Source organism: Neorhizobium galegae (assembly GCF_017877135.1).
GTDB lineage: Bacteria > Pseudomonadota > Alphaproteobacteria > Rhizobiales > Rhizobiaceae > Neorhizobium > Neorhizobium galegae_A.
Genome location: NZ_JAGIPH010000001.1, coordinates 237202 through 256060 on the forward strand (window position 1 = coordinate 237202; position 18859 = coordinate 256060).

The 18859-nt window shown below is 62.8% G+C and carries 22 protein-coding genes; 12 read left to right on the forward strand and 10 right to left on the reverse strand.

Annotated elements, in window-relative coordinates; translation table 11 throughout:
* From J2858_RS01215 to J2858_RS01245, 7 genes are all read right to left on the reverse strand, one after another.
* Entirely contained in the window at window positions 1-783 is a 783-nt protein-coding gene (locus J2858_RS01215; protein ID WP_210102934.1) for a sulfite exporter TauE/SafE family protein, read from the reverse strand.
* Window positions 783-1214 (reverse strand): YeeE/YedE family protein, encoded by a 432-nt coding sequence (locus J2858_RS01220; protein ID WP_210102935.1) that lies wholly within the window; start codon window positions 1212-1214, stop codon window positions 783-785. Before J2858_RS01220 ends, J2858_RS01215 begins: the two co-directional genes overlap by 1 nt.
* Window positions 1211-1618 carry a YeeE/YedE family protein gene (locus J2858_RS01225; RefSeq protein ID WP_210102936.1) on the reverse strand — a complete coding sequence of 136 codons (408 nt, stop codon included), beginning with the start codon at window positions 1616-1618 and terminating at the stop codon, window positions 1211-1213. The genes J2858_RS01220 and J2858_RS01225 overlap by 4 nt, the downstream gene beginning before the upstream one ends.
* The gene (bigR, locus tag J2858_RS01230) at window positions 1615-1956 is read right to left on the reverse strand and encodes a sulfite-sensing transcriptional repressor BigR (RefSeq protein ID WP_432443225.1); all 342 of its coding nucleotides are present in this window, start codon (window positions 1954-1956) and stop codon (window positions 1615-1617) included. The genes J2858_RS01225 and bigR overlap by 4 nt, the downstream gene beginning before the upstream one ends.
* Window positions 1956-3248 (reverse strand): bifunctional sulfur transferase/dioxygenase Blh, encoded by a 1293-nt coding sequence (gene blh, locus J2858_RS01235; protein ID WP_210102938.1) that lies wholly within the window; start codon window positions 3246-3248, stop codon window positions 1956-1958. The genes bigR and blh overlap by 1 nt, the downstream gene beginning before the upstream one ends.
* A gap of 138 nt (window positions 3249-3386) precedes the next feature.
* A complete protein-coding gene (locus J2858_RS01240; protein ID WP_210102939.1) occupies window positions 3387-3980 on the reverse strand; it encodes an NUDIX domain-containing protein in 594 nt (197 codons plus the stop codon).
* Entirely contained in the window at window positions 3977-6100 is a 2124-nt protein-coding gene (locus tag J2858_RS01245; protein WP_210102940.1) for a molybdopterin-containing oxidoreductase family protein, read from the reverse strand. Before J2858_RS01245 ends, J2858_RS01240 begins: the two co-directional genes overlap by 4 nt.
* 86 nt (window positions 6101-6186) lie before the next feature.
* On the opposite strand from J2858_RS01245, the gene J2858_RS01250 reads away from it, so the two are divergent.
* The 4 genes from J2858_RS01250 (at window position 6187) to J2858_RS01265 (ending at window position 9415) form a co-directional block, all read left to right on the forward strand.
* The gene (locus J2858_RS01250) at window positions 6187-7053 is read left to right on the forward strand and encodes a 23S rRNA (adenine(2030)-N(6))-methyltransferase RlmJ (protein ID WP_210102941.1); all 867 of its coding nucleotides are present in this window, start codon (window positions 6187-6189) and stop codon (window positions 7051-7053) included.
* 88 nt (window positions 7054-7141) lie between these two features.
* Window positions 7142-7792, forward strand: a complete 651-nt coding sequence (locus J2858_RS01255) for a ribonuclease T2 family protein (protein WP_210102942.1) — start codon at window positions 7142-7144, stop codon at window positions 7790-7792.
* Between the two features lie 26 nt (window positions 7793-7818).
* Window positions 7819-8415: a glutathione S-transferase gene (locus J2858_RS01260; protein ID WP_210102943.1), complete on the forward strand. Its 597-nt coding sequence runs from the start codon at window positions 7819-7821 to the stop codon at window positions 8413-8415.
* Between the two features lie 409 nt (window positions 8416-8824).
* Entirely contained in the window at window positions 8825-9415 is a 591-nt protein-coding gene (locus J2858_RS01265) for a glutathione S-transferase N-terminal domain-containing protein (protein WP_210102944.1), read from the forward strand.
* A gap of 85 nt (window positions 9416-9500) precedes the next feature.
* Here the strand turns inward: J2858_RS01265 and J2858_RS01270 are convergent, their stop codons facing one another.
* Window positions 9501-10139, reverse strand: coding sequence for an outer membrane protein (locus J2858_RS01270; RefSeq protein WP_210102945.1), 639 nt, complete (start codon window positions 10137-10139; stop codon window positions 9501-9503).
* Window positions 10140-10506: 367 nt separating this feature from the next.
* Between J2858_RS01270 and J2858_RS01275 the strand changes: the two genes are divergently transcribed.
* From J2858_RS01275 to J2858_RS01295, 5 genes are all read left to right on the forward strand, one after another.
* A complete protein-coding gene (locus J2858_RS01275) occupies window positions 10507-11268 on the forward strand; it encodes an SDR family oxidoreductase (RefSeq protein ID WP_210102946.1) in 762 nt (253 codons plus the stop codon).
* A complete protein-coding gene (gene uvrC / locus J2858_RS01280; protein ID WP_210102947.1) occupies window positions 11265-13316 on the forward strand; it encodes an excinuclease ABC subunit UvrC in 2052 nt (683 codons plus the stop codon). The genes J2858_RS01275 and uvrC overlap by 4 nt, the downstream gene beginning before the upstream one ends.
* A gap of 90 nt (window positions 13317-13406) precedes the next feature.
* Window positions 13407-13994, forward strand: coding sequence for a CDP-diacylglycerol--glycerol-3-phosphate 3-phosphatidyltransferase (gene pgsA / locus J2858_RS01285; RefSeq protein WP_210102948.1), 588 nt, complete (start codon window positions 13407-13409; stop codon window positions 13992-13994).
* Complete coding sequence (moaD, locus tag J2858_RS01290) at window positions 13991-14248, forward strand: molybdopterin converting factor subunit 1 (protein ID WP_210102949.1); 258 nt, start codon at window positions 13991-13993, stop codon at window positions 14246-14248. Before pgsA ends, moaD begins: the two co-directional genes overlap by 4 nt.
* 58 nt (window positions 14249-14306) lie before the next feature.
* Window positions 14307-14771: a molybdenum cofactor biosynthesis protein MoaE gene (locus J2858_RS01295; RefSeq protein WP_210102950.1), complete on the forward strand. Its 465-nt coding sequence runs from the start codon at window positions 14307-14309 to the stop codon at window positions 14769-14771.
* Window positions 14772-14792: 21 nt separating this feature from the next.
* On the opposite strand, the gene J2858_RS01300 is transcribed toward J2858_RS01295, so the two are convergent.
* A complete protein-coding gene (locus J2858_RS01300; protein WP_210102951.1) occupies window positions 14793-15689 on the reverse strand; it encodes a branched-chain amino acid ABC transporter permease in 897 nt (298 codons plus the stop codon).
* A gap of 70 nt (window positions 15690-15759) precedes the next feature.
* Between J2858_RS01300 and J2858_RS01305 the strand changes: the two genes are divergently transcribed.
* The 3 genes from J2858_RS01305 (at window position 15760) to J2858_RS01315 (ending at window position 17751) form a co-directional block, all read left to right on the forward strand.
* Entirely contained in the window at window positions 15760-16308 is a 549-nt protein-coding gene (locus tag J2858_RS01305; RefSeq protein WP_210102952.1) for a CGNR zinc finger domain-containing protein, read from the forward strand.
* Window positions 16305-16802 carry a hypothetical protein gene (locus tag J2858_RS01310; RefSeq protein WP_245365507.1) on the forward strand — a complete coding sequence of 166 codons (498 nt, stop codon included), beginning with the start codon at window positions 16305-16307 and terminating at the stop codon, window positions 16800-16802. The genes J2858_RS01305 and J2858_RS01310 overlap by 4 nt, the downstream gene beginning before the upstream one ends.
* A gap of 64 nt (window positions 16803-16866) precedes the next feature.
* Window positions 16867-17751: a dihydrodipicolinate synthase family protein gene (locus J2858_RS01315; RefSeq protein ID WP_210102953.1), complete on the forward strand. Its 885-nt coding sequence runs from the start codon at window positions 16867-16869 to the stop codon at window positions 17749-17751.
* A 65-nt stretch (window positions 17752-17816) separates the two neighbouring features.
* Here the strand turns inward: J2858_RS01315 and J2858_RS01320 are convergent, their stop codons facing one another.
* A complete protein-coding gene (locus tag J2858_RS01320; protein ID WP_210102954.1) occupies window positions 17817-18830 on the reverse strand; it encodes a zinc-binding alcohol dehydrogenase family protein in 1014 nt (337 codons plus the stop codon).
* Window positions 18831-18859: the final 29 nt, after the last annotated feature.

Genomic DNA, 18859 nt, shown 5'->3' on the forward strand with positions numbered 1-18859 from the left:
TCAGGCGCCGAGCGCTCCAAAACTGCGGTAGATCACATAGGCGGCAACAACAAAGATGACGCCGGCGAAGATACGGTTCAGCACGTTTTTGTAGGTGCAGAGCCAGGTCGACGCGATTGTGCCGATGACACCTCCGATCACGCCGCCCAGAATGAATTCGCCAGCCAGCGGCCAATCGACCAGCCCCGACAGCGCGTAATTGCCGGCCGTTGCAAGGCCGAAGGCCGTCACCGCCATCAGCGATGTGCCGATGGCATCGATCATCGGCATGGCCGTTGCAAACATCAGCGCCGGAACGATGAGGAAGCCGCCGCCGATGCCGAAGAAGCCGGAGGCTGCCCCGGTTGCGACGGCAACGGCTGCCGTCAGCGCGCAGGTGGCAAGATCATCCTTGCGCACAAGGGTCTCCACCGCGACAGGTCGCTTGCGCAGCATCAACACGCCGACAACAATCATGACGAGGCCGAACAGAAGCAGAAGCTTCGAGCCGTCGATGGCCTTGCCGAGCGTCGAGCCGCCAAAGGCGCCCGCCACGCCGAACACTGAAAATACCAGCCCGCAGCGCCAGCGGACATGGCCCTTCATGGCATGGTTGGCAAAATTGGCCGCCGCGTTGACAGCAACCGCGAGCGCACCGGTGCCGATCGCCACATGCGGTGAGGTGACCCCCACCACGTAGAGCAGGAGCGGCGTGGCAAGGATCGAACCGCCACCGCCGAGAAGTCCGAGCGTGAAGCCGACGAGACTGCCCGAGCCGATAGCGGCAACCAGCATATCCGTCATCACACGCGCCCCGATAGGAAGCGGTCGTGGATGACCATGCCGGCGATCATGGCCAGAACACAGACGGCGACCGGCATGAGGCCGAGAGAAAGTGCGGCAAGCGCCGGGCCCGGACAAATGCCGCCGAGCCCCCAGCCGATGCCGAAGACTGCCGAGCCGAGAACGAGCGGCCGGTCGATCACGCGGCTTTGCGGGATCTGAAAACTTTCATCCAGCACAGGCCGAGCCATGCTGCGCACCAGAACCATGCCGGCCATGGCGACCGAAACCGCCCCGCCGAGCACGAAGGCCAGGCTCGGGTCCCAGGCCCCGAAGAGATCGAGAAAGGCTTTTACGCGGGCCGGATCGAGCATGCCGGACAGCGAAAGCCCGAAGGCAAAGAGGGCGCCGCAGCCCAAGGCGGCAAGAGGCTGGCGCAGATCGATGCTCATCCGATGATCCTCAACAGGGTGACGGTCGCGATGCCGCTCGCCAGGAAGGTTGCGACGGCCACCATGGACCGTGGCGACAGCCGGGCAAGGCCGAGCACGCCATGACCGCTGGTGCAGCCGGAGCCCATGCGCGCGCCGATGCCAACCAGAAGACCGGCCAGGACGAGAAGCGGCGTCGAGGCAACGAGCGTCACCGTGGGCCAGGCGCCAAATGCCTGCGCATAGAGAAAGGGTCCGATGACAAGACCGATCACGAAGGCGCCATTGACAAAAACCGCATGGCCACCGGCCAGCCGGCCGACAATGCCGCTGATGCCGGCAATGCGTCCGGTCAGGATCAGATACGAAATCGCCGAAAGGCCGATCAGCAGGCCCCCGCAGAGCGATGCCAGATAGCCCGTCATGGCGACACCTCGTCGGCGCAGAAAATGGTAAAGAGGGCCGCGATCAGTTGCGCTGTTTTTGCCTCCGTCAGGCGGTAGAACACCTGCTTGCCCTCCTTGCGCGTTTCCACGATGCCGGCTTCCCGAAGCACTGTCAGCTGCTGGGAGAGTGTCGGCTGGTGCAGGTCGAGCTTTTCTTCGAGCGCGCCGACGGAGTATTCACCCTCGACCAGGGTGCAGACCAGCATCAGTCGGGCGGGATGGGCCAACACCTTCAGATGGCCGGCCACTTCTGTGGCGCGGGCTTCCATGGCCTGCGGCGTCATGCCGGACATGGCCTTCAGGCTCGAGAAATCCATCACCATACGGCTCCTTCCAGAGTATCGAGTGGGATCTTGAGGTAGCGCCGGCCGTTGTCTTCCGGTTCCGGCAGACGCCCGCCGCGCACATTGACCTGCAGTGCATGCAGGATAAGCTTGGGCATGGGCAGGGTGCGGTCTCGCGCATCCCGCAGCGCCACGAAACCTGCCTTGTCGATGCCGGCCAGATGCGGGTTCTGCGTTCTCTGCTGCGCAACCGTGCTTTCGTAGCGCACATGGCGCCCGCCCGGCTGGTAGTCATGGCCGGTAAACAGCCGCGTCTCATCCGGCAGCGAGAGGATAGCGGAAATCGAGGCAAACAGCGCCTGCGCACTGCCGCCAGGAAAATCGGCGCGGGCCGTGCCACTGTCGGGCATGAACATCGTGTCGTGAATGAAGGCGGCATCGCCGATGACATAGGTGATGGAGGCGAGCGTGTGGCCGGGCGAAAACATCACCCGTGCCGGAAGCGTGCCGATGGAAAAGGTTTCACCATCGCCAAACAGCCGGTCCCATTGCGAGCCGTCCGCGGCAAGGGTCGGCCAGTTGTACAATCCCTTCCAGAGCTTTTGCACCTCGACCACATGATCGCCGATGGCCGTCGGTGCGCCGGTCTTCTGCTTGAGGTAGAAGGCGGCGGAAAAATGATCGGCATGGGGATGCGTGTCGAGGATCCACTCGACCGTCAAACCCTGAGCGGCGACATAGGCCAGGATGCGATCGGCGTTCTTCGTGGAGGTCTGGCCGGATTTCTCGTCATAGTCGAGAACCGGATCGATAATGGCGCAGCGACTGGTCGCCGGATCGGAGACGACGTACTGGACGCTCCAGGTGCGCGGATCAAAAAAGGCTTTCACCCGCGGGCGCCGGCCGGCGCGGTTTTGCAGCCAGCGGACGGCAGACGACAGGTCGAAACCATGGCTCTCGCCGAAGGCCTCGATGTCCTCCAGCGCCATGCGCCCGTCTATCGCCTCGACCAGAACATGAAGGAGAAGTGCGCGCATGCCGCTTTTGCAATGGGCAAGCACCGGCCCCTCGCTCTGGGCGAGGGCTTCCCGGAACGCATCGACATCGGCTTCGGTCAGTTCGCCAACCGACACCGGAATGAAGCGGTAGTTGAGGCCGGCCTCCTCGGCGGCCCGCTTTTCCGCCTTGCTGCCAAGCGCCCCCTCCTCCGCGTCCGGCCTGAGGTTGATCAGGCAACGGGTGCCAGCGGAGTCAAGACCGGCGATATCGGCCAGAGCCGGCTGGTCGGCAATGCTGAGGCGTGGGTTGACGACAATGGTCTTCATGGCGGCGTCCTCAATATACATTATATAATTTCATATAATATATATTGACATGAGGCGCAACCCCGATGTCAGACGAAAAAGGCCCGCCGGGAGGCGAGCCGCAGACGGCAACACGAGTGCGGCGCGCCGCCCTTGAACTCAGGCCAGCGTCTGGCGGTTCATCACCAGCCAGTGCAGGAGCATGATGGTCTTGCCATCGCAGATTTCTCCGCTCTCGATCATCGAAAGCGCCTGCGAGACAGGCACTTCCATCACCTCGATATCCTCGTTCTCGTCGTCCAGCCCGCCGCCTTCGGCAACCCGGTCGCTGGTATCGATGGCCGCGGCGAAGAAATGCACCAGTTCGGTGACGGCACCGGGCGACATGAAGCACTTGAACAGGAACTTGACGTCGCGCACCTGATAGCCGGTTTCCTCGATCGCCTCGCGGCGGATCGCCTCCTCCGGATGATCGCCATCGAGAAGGCCGGCCGGCGTCTCGATCAGCCAGCCGGGATGGCCGTTGACAAAGGCAGGAATGCGGAACTGGCGCACCAGCACCACCACGTCGCGTTTGGGATCATAGAGAAGGATGGTGGCGCCGTTGCCGCGATCATAGACCTCGCGGTCCAGTCGATGGGTGCGGCCCTTCGCATCGGTGTAATCAAAGATGACCTTGTTCAGATGATACCAGTTGTCGGAGAGCAGCTGCTTCTCGACGATCTCGACCTTCGGCTTGTTGCCATTCGTCATGCAATGTCCTTTGAAAGCCAGACGCGGTTGTCGTGGACTGCCGCGCCACCATAGGGGGCGACCGGATCGGCACCGGTCAGGATGTTGATGCCCTCGCCGTCGAGATGCGCCTTGTTCGGCCACAGGCCCTCGGCCACCAGCACACCGCGCCGGGCGCCGGATGTGACCTTCGCATGGATGCGGAGCGAGCCGCGGGGATTGCCGATGCGGACAATATCTCCATCGGCGATCGAAAGCGCTGCGGCATCATCGGGATGAACCATCACCTCCGGCCGGCCTTCCTTGTCGCGTGAGGTTTTTGTCTCGGCAAAGGTGGAATTCAAGAAGTTGCGCGCCGGCGACGTGGCAAGCCGGAACGGATACACCTCGTTTGCCACCTCGATCACGTCCACCTGGTCGGGGAACGGCGGAAGCTGGTCGTAGGGGCCAAGCGCCCCAAGGCTTGCCGGCGTCTTGTTCGGAGACGGGCCATTTTCCCAGTCGGGCCGGAAGCGGAACTTTCCGTCCGCATAACCAAAGCCGTTGAGATAATGCGCATCCTCGAAGGCCGGCTGACAGTCGATCCACTTGTCGACAAGAAGCTGGTCATAACCCGGATAGCCGTTCGGCAACAGCATGCGGTCGATATGCTCCCGCTCGCTCAAGCCAAAACCCGGATAATCCGACACGCCAAGCCGCTTTGCCAGTTCCTCGATGACAAAGAGATTGGTGCGCACCGTCTCCGGCGGCTCGACCAGTTTCGGGCCGAGAAGAATGTGGTTCTGGCCGCCGGCGCGGTAGAGATCGTCATGTTCGACGAACATGGTGGCGGGCAGAACGATATCGGCCATCTCGGCCGTTTCGGTCATGAAATGTTCGTGGACGGCGGAAAACAGGTCCGGCCGGGCAAAGCCCTCGCGCACCAGCCGTTGTTCCGGCGCAATATTCATCGGGTTGGTGTTCTGGATGAGAAGCGCAGTCACCGGGCCGCGATGGCGAAGCGCCACAGCATCGCCCGTCAGCACGCGGCCGATCTGCGACTGGTCGAGCATGCGCACATCGGGGTCCATGTAGGACGTGCCCATCAGTTCGCGCTTGTCGAGCTTGAAGATTTCGCCATTGTTATGAAAGGCGCCGCCGCCTTCATATTGCCAGGAGCCGAGAACCGTCGCGAGCGACAGCGCCGCATGCATGGCAACGCTGCCGTTGCGCTGGCGGGTAAAACCGTAGCCGAGGCGGAAGAAGGTCTTTTTCGTTGTGCCGACCAGGCGGCCGAATACCTCGATCTCTTCCACCGAAAGCCCTGTTATGGCCGAGGCCCAGTGCGGCGTCCGGGTTTCAAGATGCGTCTCGAGCCCAGCCGGATCGTCGGCGAATTTCTGCATATAGGCGCGGTCGGCATACCCGTCGCGGAAGGCGATATGCATGAGCGCGCAGGCAAGGGCTGCATCCGTGCCGGGCTTCAGCACGATCTTCACGTCCGCCTGCTTCATCGTCGGGCTGTCATAGACATCGACCACGACGATCTTTGCGCCGCGCTCCTTGCGGGCCCGGATCGCATGGGTCATCACATTGACCTGGGTGGCGACCGGATTGGTGCCCCAGATGACCACGCAATCGGATTTGGCCATTTCGCGCGGATCGGGGCCGCGAAGGGCACCGGTTCCCATCACATAGCCGGTCCAGGCCATGTTGGTGCAGATCGAGCCGAAAAAACCGGAATAGTGCTTGGCGTGGCGCAACCGCTCGATAGAATCGCGCTGCACCTGCCCCATCGTGCCGGCGTAGAAATAGGGCCAGATGGCCTCTGCCCCATGGGCAGCTTCTGCCTTGACGAAGGCGTCGGCGATCTCGTCGAGCGCGGCCTCCCACGTCACCTCTTGCCACACACCTTCGCCCTTTGCGCCGATGCGGCGCTTGGGCGTCATCAGGCGGCCGGGATGGTAGAGACGCTCGGCATAACGGGCGACCTTGGCGCAGATGACGCCGGCCGTATAGCTGTTGGCGTTCGCGCCCCTCACCCGGCCGATGCGGCCATCGGGCGTCAGATCGATATCGAGCGCACAGGCGGAGGGACAATCATGCGGGCACACCGTATGACCAATGGCAGAATTGGCGGAGATCGGGGTCGTCACGTTCATGCCTTTCCTATAGGACAGGACAAGCGTCGCCAAAAGCGCCTTTTGCGATGCATCAATTCTATTGACGCGACCCAGCAGGCTTTCTCATGAACTATCGGCATATCTATCACGCCGGCAATTTTGCCGATGTCCTCAAACACGCGGTTCTGTGCCTTCTGGTGCGCCACATGCAGAAGAAGGACAAGGCCTTTCGCGTGCTCGATACCCATGCCGGGATAGGCCTCTACGACCTGTCGTCGGAAGAAGCCCAGAAAACCGGCGAATGGCGCGATGGCATCGGCCGCCTGATGGCGGCAGACCTGCCGGCGCCGGTCGCCGCCCTTCTGTCGCCCTATCTCGATGCCGTGCGCGACCTCAATCCAACCGGCGACATCTCGCGTTATCCCGGCTCGCCGAAACTTGCGCGCATACTGTTTCGCCCGCAGGACCGGCTGGCGGCGATGGAACTGCACCCCGACGATTACGGCCGCCTGTCGCGCCTGTTCGAGGGCGATTATCAGGTGCGGGTGACGGAACTGGATGGCTGGCTGTCGCTCGGCGCCCATCTGCCGCCGAAGGAAAAGCGCGGCATCATCCTCGTCGATCCGCCCTTCGAGATCGACGGCGAGTATGACCGGCTGGTCAACGGGCTTGCCACCGCCTATCGCCGTTTTCCCGGCGGCACCTATTGCCTCTGGTATCCGCTGAAGAAGGGGGCGCCGATCCGCCGCTTCCACGAGGACCTGCAGGCGCTTCAGATTCCAAAGATGCTGTGCACGGAGCTTTCCGTGAAAAGCGACCGAGATGGCACCGGTCTCTCCGGCTCCGGCCTTGTCATCGTCAACCCGCCGTTTACGCTGAAAGCCGACCTGCATGTGATCCTGCCGGTGATCAAGGATGTGCTGGCGCAGGATCGCTATGCCTCGCAGCGCGCCTTCTGGCTGCGCGGCGAAGAGGCGCCCGAAGAGACCTGAACGGCTGACCTGAACGCGCGGCCCGATCGGCGGCTTGACCGGGCGGTCCTGGCTGGGACATGGTGCCAGCATTTCCTGGGAGGTTTTCATGGTGTTCCGTCCCGTTTGCGCCCTGCTCGTGATGCTTCTTGCCGCAATTGCCCTGCCGGCGAACGCGCAGGATCGCCCGTCTGGCTTCGACTTCTATGTGCTGTCGCTGTCGTGGTCGCCGACCTATTGCGGTTCGGCCAAGGATAAGACCAGCCAGGAGCAATGCGGGCCGGACAAGGCCTTCGGTTTCATCGCGCATGGTCTGTGGCCCCAGAACGAAAAGGGCTATCCGGAAACCTGCGCCACGAAAGAGCCGCGGCGCGTACCGGAAGAGCTTGGCCGCGCCTATTTCGACATCATGCCGTCGATGGGGCTGATCGGCCATGAGTGGCGCAAGCACGGCTCCTGCTCGGGCCTCTCCCAGAAAGCCTATCTCGACACCACCCGCGCAGCCTTCGAGCGCATCAGGCTTCCTGCCGAGATTGTCGCCGCAGACAGCGCAAAAACCTATTCGGCGGAAGCCATCGAGGAGAGCTTCATCGCCGCCAATCCGGGGCTTCGCCCGGAAGGCATTGCGGTGACCTGCGAGGCAAGCCGTCTTGAGGAAGTGCGCATCTGCCTTGCCAAGGACCTTTCCTTCCGCACCTGCCCGGAGGTGGATGCCAAGGCCTGCTCGCTCAAACGCATCACCGTGCCGCCGGCACGCTGACCTTTACGACCCACAGGACATACAAGATGAAACTGCTCTACTCCCCCGCCTCGCCCTATTCGGCCAAATGCCGCATGGCTGCCCGCCATCTCGGCATCACGATAGACGAGGTGAAGACCGACACCGGCGCTGCGCCGGCAGAATTGATCGACAACAACCCGCTCGGTAAGATCCCCGTCCTGATCCGCGACGGCGAAAGCCCGATCTATGACAGCGTCGCCATCATGCATTACCTCGACCGGCTGTCGGAGGGTAAGCTCTATCCGGCCAAGGACGAGAAGCGCACGGATGCGGAAGTTCTGGAAGCGCTCTGCGACGGCATCACCGACTGCCTGCTTGCCATCGTCTATGAGCGCCGCGGGCGCCCGACCGAGATCGTCCACCAGCCATGGATCGACAAGCAGTGGTCGAAAGTGGAGCGCGGCCTGGATTACCTTGAAAACAACCTGCCGAAGACGGAGAAGAAGCTGAATGGCGGCCATTTCGCGCTTGCCGCGCTGATTGGCTATCTCGACCTGCGCTTTGCCGGACAATGGGCCGATGGCCGCCCCAGCCTTGCCGCCTGGCCGCAGAAGTTTTCAAAGCTGTTTGCCGACTACGACAGCATGAAATCGGTCGCATAAGCCCATTGCGCCTCCCGGCGCCCCATCTCTTGCCGGTACCGTCGTCTTGAGGTGCAGACATCCGCAAACGTGAAGGCAGTGCATGGCATCGCCCTCACCTCGCGCAATTGATCGCCGCAACAGGCACCGGACAACCGCGCGCAACCCAAATGGCACAGAAGGCCTCAAGCGCAGCAGCAGACCGGGCCGCCCCTGTCGATTCTTGACACATGAGGCAGCAGCATAAGCGCCTCAAGTATTATTCCGAAACATCTATGTATAACTAAAACAGTATTTCGCACTGCACAATAAATTACAATATTAAATACAATCGACAAGTATAAACTGTGAATCATTGAAAAGATTCGTGTTCCTTCTTGACTACCCATTATATAAAGGCCGACAGAGCAACAATTGCCAGGATCCTGTCGTGCGTCTTCTCTACACCCCCGCTTCGCCATTTTCGGCAAAGTGTCTTATGGCAGTTCGCCATTTAGGAATTGCGGTCACGGAAGTGAATGCAGCCGTTTCCGCGCCACCGCCGGAACTTATCGGGAGCAATCCTCTGGGCAGATTTCCCATGCTGATCCGCGATGGCGAACTGCCGCTCTGCGACAGTGTCGCCATCATGCATTTCTTCGATCGGCTGACGGATGGGCAGCTCTACCCGCGCAACCCGAAGAAGCGGGCAGAGGTCGACATGCTGGAGGCGCTCTGCGACGGCATTACCGACAGCCTGATGCAGATCACCTATGAGCAGCGTTTTCGCCCGGAAGAGAAAGTTTACCAGCCCTGGCTGGACCGCCACTGGGTGAAGGTGGCGCGGGGCCTGGATTTTCTGGAATGCCATGTTCCCCGGACCGACAAGAAGCTGAATGGCGGCCATTTTGCGCTGGCGGCCCTGATCGCCTATCTGCATGTGCGCTATGCTGGACGGTGGGATGTCGGCCGCCCGCGGCTTGCCGCATGGCCGCGCGCCTTCTCGCAACTGGTCCACACGCGCACCAAGGCGGCCGCCTGAGGCAACCGGACACAAGGCGCGCGAGGCAAAAAGAAAGGCCGGAGGTTTCCCCCCGGCCCTTTTTCGCCGATCCGAGGATCGAAGATCAGAACTTCACGCCGATGCCGAGCTTGACCGACTGGTCGTCGAAGCCGCGCGAAACGTTGGTGCCGCCCAGGTTGTAGTCCTTGTCCTGGTAGTCGGTGTAACGGTATTCGACGCGTGCGGTGATGTTCTTGGTGACCATGGTTTCGACACCGGCGCCGACCGTGTAGCCGACCGAGGTGTTGCTGTCGGAACCGGCAGCGCTCGAGACCTTGTGATCGGCAATGGCGACACCGCCCGTGCCATAGATCATGAAGGGGTTGAAGTCATAGCCGAGGCGGGCGCGAACCGAGCCGTTGAGCTTTTCTTCGCCGGTGATGCCGTTCGACGTGCCCTTCTGGTCGTTGTAGCCGAGGTCGGCTTCCGCACCGTAGACGATCTGGCCGCTCTGCCAGTTGTAACCGCCGTAGATGCCACCACCCCAGCCGTCAGCGCTCGGCTCGCCGGCGCCGCCCTTGACCTTGCCCCAATCGTAGGAGCCGGTGCCGCCGAGGTAGAAGCCGGACCAGTTGCTGACGGGAGCCGGGGCGTCATAGGCGGCCGGGGCTTCCGGAACCTGGGTGACGGCGTCAGCGGCCTGTGCCGATACGGCTGCAAGGCTGGCTGCGGAAACCATCAGGGTAGCAATGAGAGTACGCATAATTTTCTCCTTTTCGATGCCGGCCGGGAGGCGCTGTTTCAGTCAATGACAGCGCCATTGCTCCCTGCTCGTTGAGATCGAATTTGGTGGGCAATTGAGGAATTGAAAGTACCGAATTGTGAATTGATTGCGGCAACGGGATGGCTGAATCTGGATGTTGCTTTGCCGCCACAGGCACTTTATTAACCCTAACCAAAGGTTAAACTCAGTATAAAAATACCAATAGTTCTCACGGCCGCGTGAATACATAAATACATTCCCGTGATGAAAAGCCTCGCGTATTCCGGCAATCCAGCCTCTTGATCCCGGCGTAAAGCACCGGCAAGCAATGGTGCATGCGCAACAGGCAAAAGAGGCGGGACAGACCATGGAACATTTGCCGACCGTACTTGTAACCGGCGCCGCCAGACGCATGGGACGGGCGATTGTCGAGGATCTGGCCCACCATGGCTATGGCGTTGCCATTCACGCCGACCGCTCGTTTGCCGAGGCCGAGCAGCTTGCAGCGGAGTTGAGGGCGGAAGGCCGCCGCGCCGCAGCCGTCGAGGCCGATCTTATCGATTCGCAGGCGACCGACTCGCTGATCGATCAGGCGGCACAACAGCTCGGGCCGATCACCGGTCTCGTCAACAATGCCTCGCTGTTCGTGAGCGATACCGCCGACGCCTTCGATGCGCAGTCCTTCGACCGCCACTTTGCCATCCATGTACGGGCGCCCTCCATCCTGTCGGCGGCGCTGCTGCGCCAGTTGCCGGAGGCGGCGAACGCCCTCATCGTCAACATCATCGACCAGCGGGTGTGGAAGCTCACGCCGCAATTCTATTCCTATACGCTTTCCAAGACGGCGCTCTGGACGGCCACGCAGACGCTGGCGCAGGCCTATGCGCCGCGCGTGCGCGTCAACGCCATCGGCCCCGGCCCCTCCTTCCGCAGCGCCCGTCAGGCGCCCGAGGATTTCCAGCGGCAGATCGATGCGCTGCCGCTGAAACGCGGTCCCGGCCCCGATGAATTCGGCCGCACGATCCGATTTCTTTTTGACACTCCGTCCATCACGGGCCAAATGATAGCCTTGGACGGAGGCCAGCACCTGGCCTGGCAAACGCCGGATGTGGCGGAGATCATTGAATGAATGGAACGAAACTGCCTGACGGTGGCGTTCTTTACGACGAAACGGACGAGGATGACGACGAGGTTGTAGCGGCCCCGGGCGAGGCTGCGCGCATGCTCTCCGGCATCGAATGGCATGCGGGGCTTCGCAACGAAAGCGGCCTCAAGGGCGCCGATCTGATTGCCGAATTCGTCAAGCACCTGCCGAACGCGCCGGGCGTCTACCGCATGTTCAACGAGGCGGGCGACGTGCTCTACGTGGGCAAGGCCCGCAGCCTGAAGAAGCGCGTGACGAATTATGCGCAAGGGCGCGTGCATTCCAACCGTCTGACCAAGATGGTGCGCGAGACCGTGCAGATGGAGTTCGTCACCACCCGCACCGAGACGGAAGCGCTGCTGCTCGAGGCGAACCTCATCAAGCGCCTGCGCCCGCGCTACAACGTGCTTCTGCGCGACGACAAGAGCTTTCCCTATATCATGCTGACCGGCGACCATCGGGCGCCGGCCATCTACAAGCATCGCGGCGCGCGTGCCCGCAAGGGCGATTATTTCGGCCCCTTTGCCTCGGCAAGCGCCGTCGGGCGCACCATCAACTCGCTGCAGCGCGCCTTCCTGTTGCGCACCTGCACCGACAGCGTCTTCGAGGCCCGCACGCGGCCCTGCCTGCTCTACCAGATCAAGCGCTGTTCCGGCCCCTGCACCCACGAGATCTCGGATGCGGACTATGGCGAGCTGGTCAACGAGGCCAAGGACTTTCTCTCCGGCCGCAGCCAGGCGGTTAAGGCAACGATTGCCCGCCAGATGACGGAAGCCTCCGACGACATGGATTTCGAGCGCGCCGCCGTCTACCGCGACCGGCTGTCAGCGCTGTCGCATGTGCAGAGCCACCAGGGCATCAATCCGGCGGGCGTAGAGGAAGCCGACGTGTTTGCCATCCATCACGAGGGCGGGCTCACCTGCATCCAGGTGTTCTTCTTCCGCGCCGGGCAGAACTGGGGCAACCAGGCTTATTTTCCGAAGGCGGATCCGCAGCTCACCGGATCGGAAGTGCTGAACGCCTTCCTCGCGCAGTTTTATGACGACAAGCCGGCGCCGCGCCAGATCCTTCTGTCCGAAACGGTCGAGGAACAGGACCTGCTGAGCCTTGCGCTGTCGGAAAAATCGACCGGCAAGATCACCATCCAGGTGCCGCAGCGCGGCGAGAAGAAGGATCTGACCGACCATGTCCTGGCCAATGCCCGCGAGGCGCATGGCCGGAAGCTGGCCGAAACGGCCTCGCAGGAGCGGCTGCTGAAAGGCTTTGCCGAGACCTTCGGCCTCGCTTACGTGCCGCGCCGCATCGAGATCTACGACAACTCCCACATCATGGGCACCAATGCGGTGGGCGGCATGGTGGTGGCGGGGCCGGAAGGGTTCGTGAAGGGCCAGTATCGCAAGTTCAACATCAAATCGACCGACATCACCCCCGGCGACGATTTTGGCATGATGCGCGAGGTGATGACGCGGCGCTTTTCGCGCCTCCTGAAGGAGGAAGGCCTGCCGGACCGCAGCGCCGCCGCCACGCAGACGGCGGACGGGCCGGACGAGGTGATCGACAGCGGCTTTCCCGCCTGGCCGGATGTCATCCTCATCGACGGCGGACAGGGCCAGATGTCGGCGGTTCGCAAAATCCTGGACGACCTCGGCATCCGTGACGTGGTGACCGCTATCGGCGTTGCCAAGGGTGTTGATCGCGATGCCGGGCGCGAGCGATTCTTTGCCGACGGCCGCAGTGATTTTTCGCTGCCGCCGCGCGATCCCGTTCTCTACTTCGTCCAGCGCATGCGCGACGAGGCGCACCGCTTTGCCATCGGCTCGCACCGGGCGCGGCGCAAGAAGGAGATGGTCAAAAATCCGCTGGACGAGATTTCCGGCATTGGCCCCGGCCGCAAGCGGGCGCTTCTGCAACATTTCGGCACCGCCAAGGCCGTGTCGCGTGCCGGCATCTCCGACCTCATGGCAGTGGAAGGGATTTCCGAAACGGTGGCCAAACAGGTCTACAACCACTTCCATGAAAACCGTACCGGCTGAGGATGCAAAGCCGCCACATTTCACACCGAGGGTGTTGACGCCTCGTCTCTGGCGTATCACTTAACAGCACATATCAGGGTAAGGTCCGTCATGGCTTCGCGCGCATACAACATTCCCAATCTTCTGACCTATGCGCGCATCCTGGCGGTTCCGCTGATCGTGGTCTGCTTTTTCATCGAAGGCCGGCTGGAAAGCTCGGATTTTGCCCGCTGGACGGGGCTTGCCATCTTCGCGGTCGCCTCGATTACCGATTATCTCGACGGTTATCTGGCCCGCATCTGGAACCAGACATCGAATATCGGACGCATGCTCGATCCGATCGCCGACAAGCTGCTGGTCGCCTCGGTGCTGCTGCTGATGGCCGCCGACGGCACGATTGCCGGCTGGTCGCTCTGGGCGGCGATCACGATTCTCTGCCGCGAAATCCTCGTTTCGGGCCTGCGCGAATATCTGGCGGCGCTGAAGGTGGCGGTGCCGGTGACGCGGATTGCCAAGTGGAAAACCGCCATCCAGATGGTGGCGATCGCCTTTCTGCTGGCCGGTCCCGCCGGCGACAAGTTCGGCTTTTACACCACCGCCACCGGCATCACCCTGCTGTGGCTTGCCGCAATCCTGACGATCTACACCGGATATGATTACTTCAAGGCCGGCCTCAAGCATGTGGTGGACGAAGAATGAAGGTTCGCATCGTCTATTTCGCCTGGGTGCGCGAGCGCATCGACAAGCCGGAGGAAGAACTGGACCTGCCGGAGACGGTGGTGACGGCGGGCGACCTTCTGCTTCATCTGAAGACGCTGGGTGATGGCTACGAGGCGGCGCTGCAATATCCCGACGTTATCCGCGTTGCCGTCAACCAGGAGCATGTCGACCACGACGAGCCGATTGCCGGCGCCCGCGAAATCGGCATCTTTCCACCGATGACGGGCGGATGAGGCCGCAAGACGCATCGCACAGAACGGCCTATCGCCGCACAACGCTGAGGCATTGTCCATGACGACCCCGATCATCCATGTCCAGCGCGAGGATTTCGACCTGCAGACGGAAATCGACCGACTGACGGCCGGGCGCATGGATATCGGCGCGGTCGTCACCTTCAGCGGCCTCTGCCGCGATGAAGGCGGCAGTCTCGACGCGCTGGAACTGGAACATTATCCCGGCATGGCAGAGGCCGAAATGCGCCGGATCGGAGCGCTTGCGATCGAGCGTTTTTCGCTCATGGGCATGACCGCCATCCACCGCTACGGCAAGATTCTGCCGGGCGAAAACATCGTTCTCGTCATCGCCTGCGCCCCGCACCGGCAGGCCGCCTTCGACGGCGCCAATTTCGTGATGGACTTCCTGAAGACCGCAGCGCCCTTCTGGAAGAAGGAGCATCTGGCAGACGGTACCGCCGGCGGCTGGGTCTCGGCCAAGGATGCCGACGATGCGGCGCGCGACAAATGGGCAAAGGGCTAAGCCCGCTCACACCGGCCTCCCTCACACCGGCCCCCTTTCCCGCCGGCTGATCACCAGCAGCGTTGCAAGAGCCGCCAGCATCGCCGCATCGCGCCAGAGGGCCGGGCCGTATCCGCTCCACAGCGTTTCGCAAAGGCCGAAGAGGGCGGCACCGGCAGCCGATCGGAGCGGCTGGCTGTGTCCTCCCACAGCGGCGATCAGCACCACTTTCAGGCCAAAGACGAGGCCGGCGCCAAAATCCATCGTGCCGTAATGGGCCGTCGCCAGAAGCCCGCACAGGGCAGCAAAGAGCGCTGCCAGCCCATAGGCGCCGGTGCAGATGCGGGCCGACGCCACGCCGCAAAGCTCGGCGGCCAGTGGATCGTCGCAGACCGCACGCCAGTTGCGCCCGAAGCGGCTCACCGCCAGAAACCATCCGCCGCCGGCCACCAGCATGACAAGCAGAACACTGTTCAACGCCTGCAGGAGCGTGAGGCTGAGCCGCATGTTCCCCTCGGACCAAAGGATGAGCGGCCCGTTGAGAAAGGGGGCAAGCCAGAGTTCCCGCGTTCCGGACAACAGACGCGCGCCCTCCATCAGCACCAGGAGCAGGCCGAGCGCGGCAACAGTCAGCGCATTGGGCGACGTCCGCGACAACGGCGCCACCACCTGCCGTCCGATCAGGACGCCGCTTCCCGTTCCGACGATCACCGCCAGAGCCGCGCCGAGCCCCAGTGCGGCCGGGAATGTCAGGAACAGCCGGTTCCAGCCCCAATGGGCGCCCAGCAGGAAGACATGACCGGAAAAGGCAAACAGTGCGCCATAGGTAATGTCGGCCCGCTTCGTCACGGCAAAGGCAATGGCATAGCCGAAGGCGAGCGCCGCATAGAGGCTGGCGATCGGCAGGGCATTGAGCAGCTGTTGCAGGGCGTAGAGCATGGCACCTCCCCGTTCGACCGGCCTCATGAATTATAACTAGCAAAACGTCTTTTACCAGTTATATTACCCTATGAGCTTTTCCTGGACCCCTCACCGTTTTGCCGGCGGCGCACTGGCACTCGATGTCGCCAACAGCGTGATCCTGCGTTTTGACCCTGCCCGCAGCATCGACCGTTTCGCGGAGCCGGCGCAGTTCCAAGCCTTTCCACAGGCCGCGCGGGAATTCTGCGCCGAACGGGCGCTGTTCGGCGACGTGAAGCCGATCGATCCGGCAAGCAGCGAAACCTTCCTGGCGTTTCGCGAGGCCATCGACCGTCATTTCCGCGCCGACGTGCTCGGGGCGCCGCAGGTGCCGCTCCTCGCCGATCTTCTGGAGTGTGGCGCCCGCCTGCTGCGGCAGAACCCGGATCCGCTCGGGCTGGAATCGGCCACAGTGCATTCGGCGCTGCGGCTGCTTTCCCTGCCGCAGAAGGATCGGCTGAAGATCTGCGGCCATTGCGGCTGGCTGTTTGTCGACCACTCGAAGAACCGGAGCCGCTTCTGGTGCGACATGACCGTCTGCGGCAACCGCGCCAAGGCCGCCCGCCATTATCGTCGCCAAAAGGGGGAACCGGAATGAACAAGAGGATGACCGTGGCTGCTCTCAGCCTGCTGATGCTTGGCGGCTGCCAGCGCGAGGTGGAAAAACTGGCCGAATTTTCCGGCCACATCTTCGTCTTCAACTACCGACTGTCGAAGGCCAATTACGTGGTGACGCTACGCCCGACAGGCCCGCTTCCGCAGGGAGGCGTGGCGATTGCCCGGTTCGACAATCCGCGCGGTGGGGCGGCCCTGGAGACACGCCAGACGCTTTACCCGGCCATGGAAAAGATCGTGCTCGAAAGCCCGGATGTGCAATGCGTGCGCGAGGGCCGCTCCTACGGCGTGCACATCGAGCTTGCCGACGGCAGCGGCAAGGTGTTGCAGCAGATGGACACGAAGGTTCTCGCCACCATCGACCAGAGCATCCTGCCGGCCCATTCCATCGTGGTCGGCCCGGCCTATGACATGAACCCGAACGTGTTCAAGGCCGGTGGCGTGATGGACCTTTCACCGGTTGAGTGCCCCTCATAAGCTGTTTCACGACGCCCCGGCGCGGTGTTACGATGGAGCGGCAAACCGCATTTGAGGAGGCATCATGCTGCGTGGCCTTTCCGCCTTCCCCCCGACACCGACCGACACAAACGGCACCGTTGACGCGCAGGCGCTGGCGCGGCTGATCGAACGCCTGACCGCGGCAGGCGTCGATTCCATCGGCCTTCTCGGCAGCACCGGCGGCTATGCCTATCTGTCGCGACCGGAGCGTCGCCGAGCGGTGGAGATTGCCGCCGAGACGCTTCAGCGTCGCACGCCGCTCATCGTCGGCATCGGCGCGCTTCGCACCGACGAGGCGCTGGCGCTGGCGCGCGATGCGGCAGAGGCCGGCGCAGATGGGCTTCTGCTGGCGCCTGTCTCCTATACGCCACTCACCGAGGACGAGGTGTTTGCGCATTTTTCCGCAGTCGCCGAAGCGACCGACCTGCCGCTCGTCATCTACAACAATCCCACTACAACGAAATTCACCTTCACCCCGGACCTCATCATCCGGCTGGCGGCCCTGCCGAGTATTGCCGGCGTGAAAATGCCGTTGCCGGTCGATGTGAGTTTCGAGGCGGAGATGGCGGTGCTGCGGGCGCGCCTGCCGAGCGGCTTTCCGATCGGCTATAGCGGCGACTGGGGTGCGGCAGAGGCACTGCTGTCCGGCGCCGATGCCTGGTACAGCGTGGTCGCCGGACTTCTGCCCGCACAAGCACTGGCGCTCACTCGAGCAGCACAGGCCGGCGATACGGCTGAGGCGCACCGGCTGAACGACAGCTTCCAGCCGCTTTGGACCCTGTTTCGCCAGTTCGGCAGTTTTCGGGTGATGTATGCGATCGCCGCCGAACTTAACCTGTTCCAAGCCGCCCCGCACCGGCCGGTCATGCCGATCCCGGCAGAGGCGATGCCGCGGGTGGTCGAGGCGCTCTCGGCCCTTAATGCCTGACAGTTTTGCAGGAGGCGGTGCACCCGCCTCCTACCTTTGCGTCTACTGGCCAGCAACCGGAGAGCTCAAAACCCTTCCAGCACGATCTTGCCGCGTGCCTTGCCGCTTTCGAGGATCGCATGGGCGGCCTTGAGATTGGCGGCATTGATCGGCGTCAGCACCTCCGTGACGGTGGTTGCAATGCGGCCGGCATCGATGAGCGCCGAGACCTCGTCGAGGAGCTTGCCCTGCGCGTCCATGTCTGCGGTCTGGTAGAGCGAGCGGGTAAACATCAGCTCCCAGTGCAGCGAGACGGATTTGCGCTTGAAGGGCGTTGCATCCAGAACGGCCGGATCATCGATCAGACCGAAGCGGCCCTGCGGTGCGATGAGGTCGGCGATGTCGGCCACATGCAGATGCGTTTCGGTGGTGGAAAACACGAAGGCCGGCGCCCCAAGCCCCAGCGCCTCGACCTGTGGCGCGAGCGGCTGTGCATGATCGACGACATGATGCGCGCCAAGCTCGCGCACCCAGGCCTGCGTTTCCGGCCGCGATGCGGTGGCAATCACCGTCACGTCGGTCAGCGCCCGCAGCAACTGGATGGCGATGGAGCCGACCCCTCCCGCCCCGCCGATGACGAGAATGGCGTTGGCGGCACCCGGCACCGGCCGGCGCACATCCAATCGCTCGAACAGTATTTCCCAGGCGGTAATGGCCGTCAGCGGCAGGGCGGCCGCCTCTGCGTCCGAAAGTGTCTTGGGCTTGTGGCCGACCAGCCGCTCATCCACCAGATGAAACTGGCTATTGGCACCCAACCGGTCCAGCGCACCGGCATAGAACACCTGGTCGCCCGGCTTGAAGCGGGTGACGGCCTCGCCCGTTTCGACAACCTCGCCGACCGCATCCCAGCCGAGCACCTTCCAGCCATCGGGAGCTGCCGACACGCCGCGGCGGATCTTCGTATCGACGGGATTGACCGACACGGCGCGCACTTCCACCAGCAGGTCCCGCCCGCTGGCCACCGGCCGTTCCTGTTCGATATCGACAAGGGCCTCCGGCCGATCGAGGGCTCCTGCGGCCTTATATGCAACTGACTTCATCGAATAGTTCCTTTCTAGGCGTTGTATCA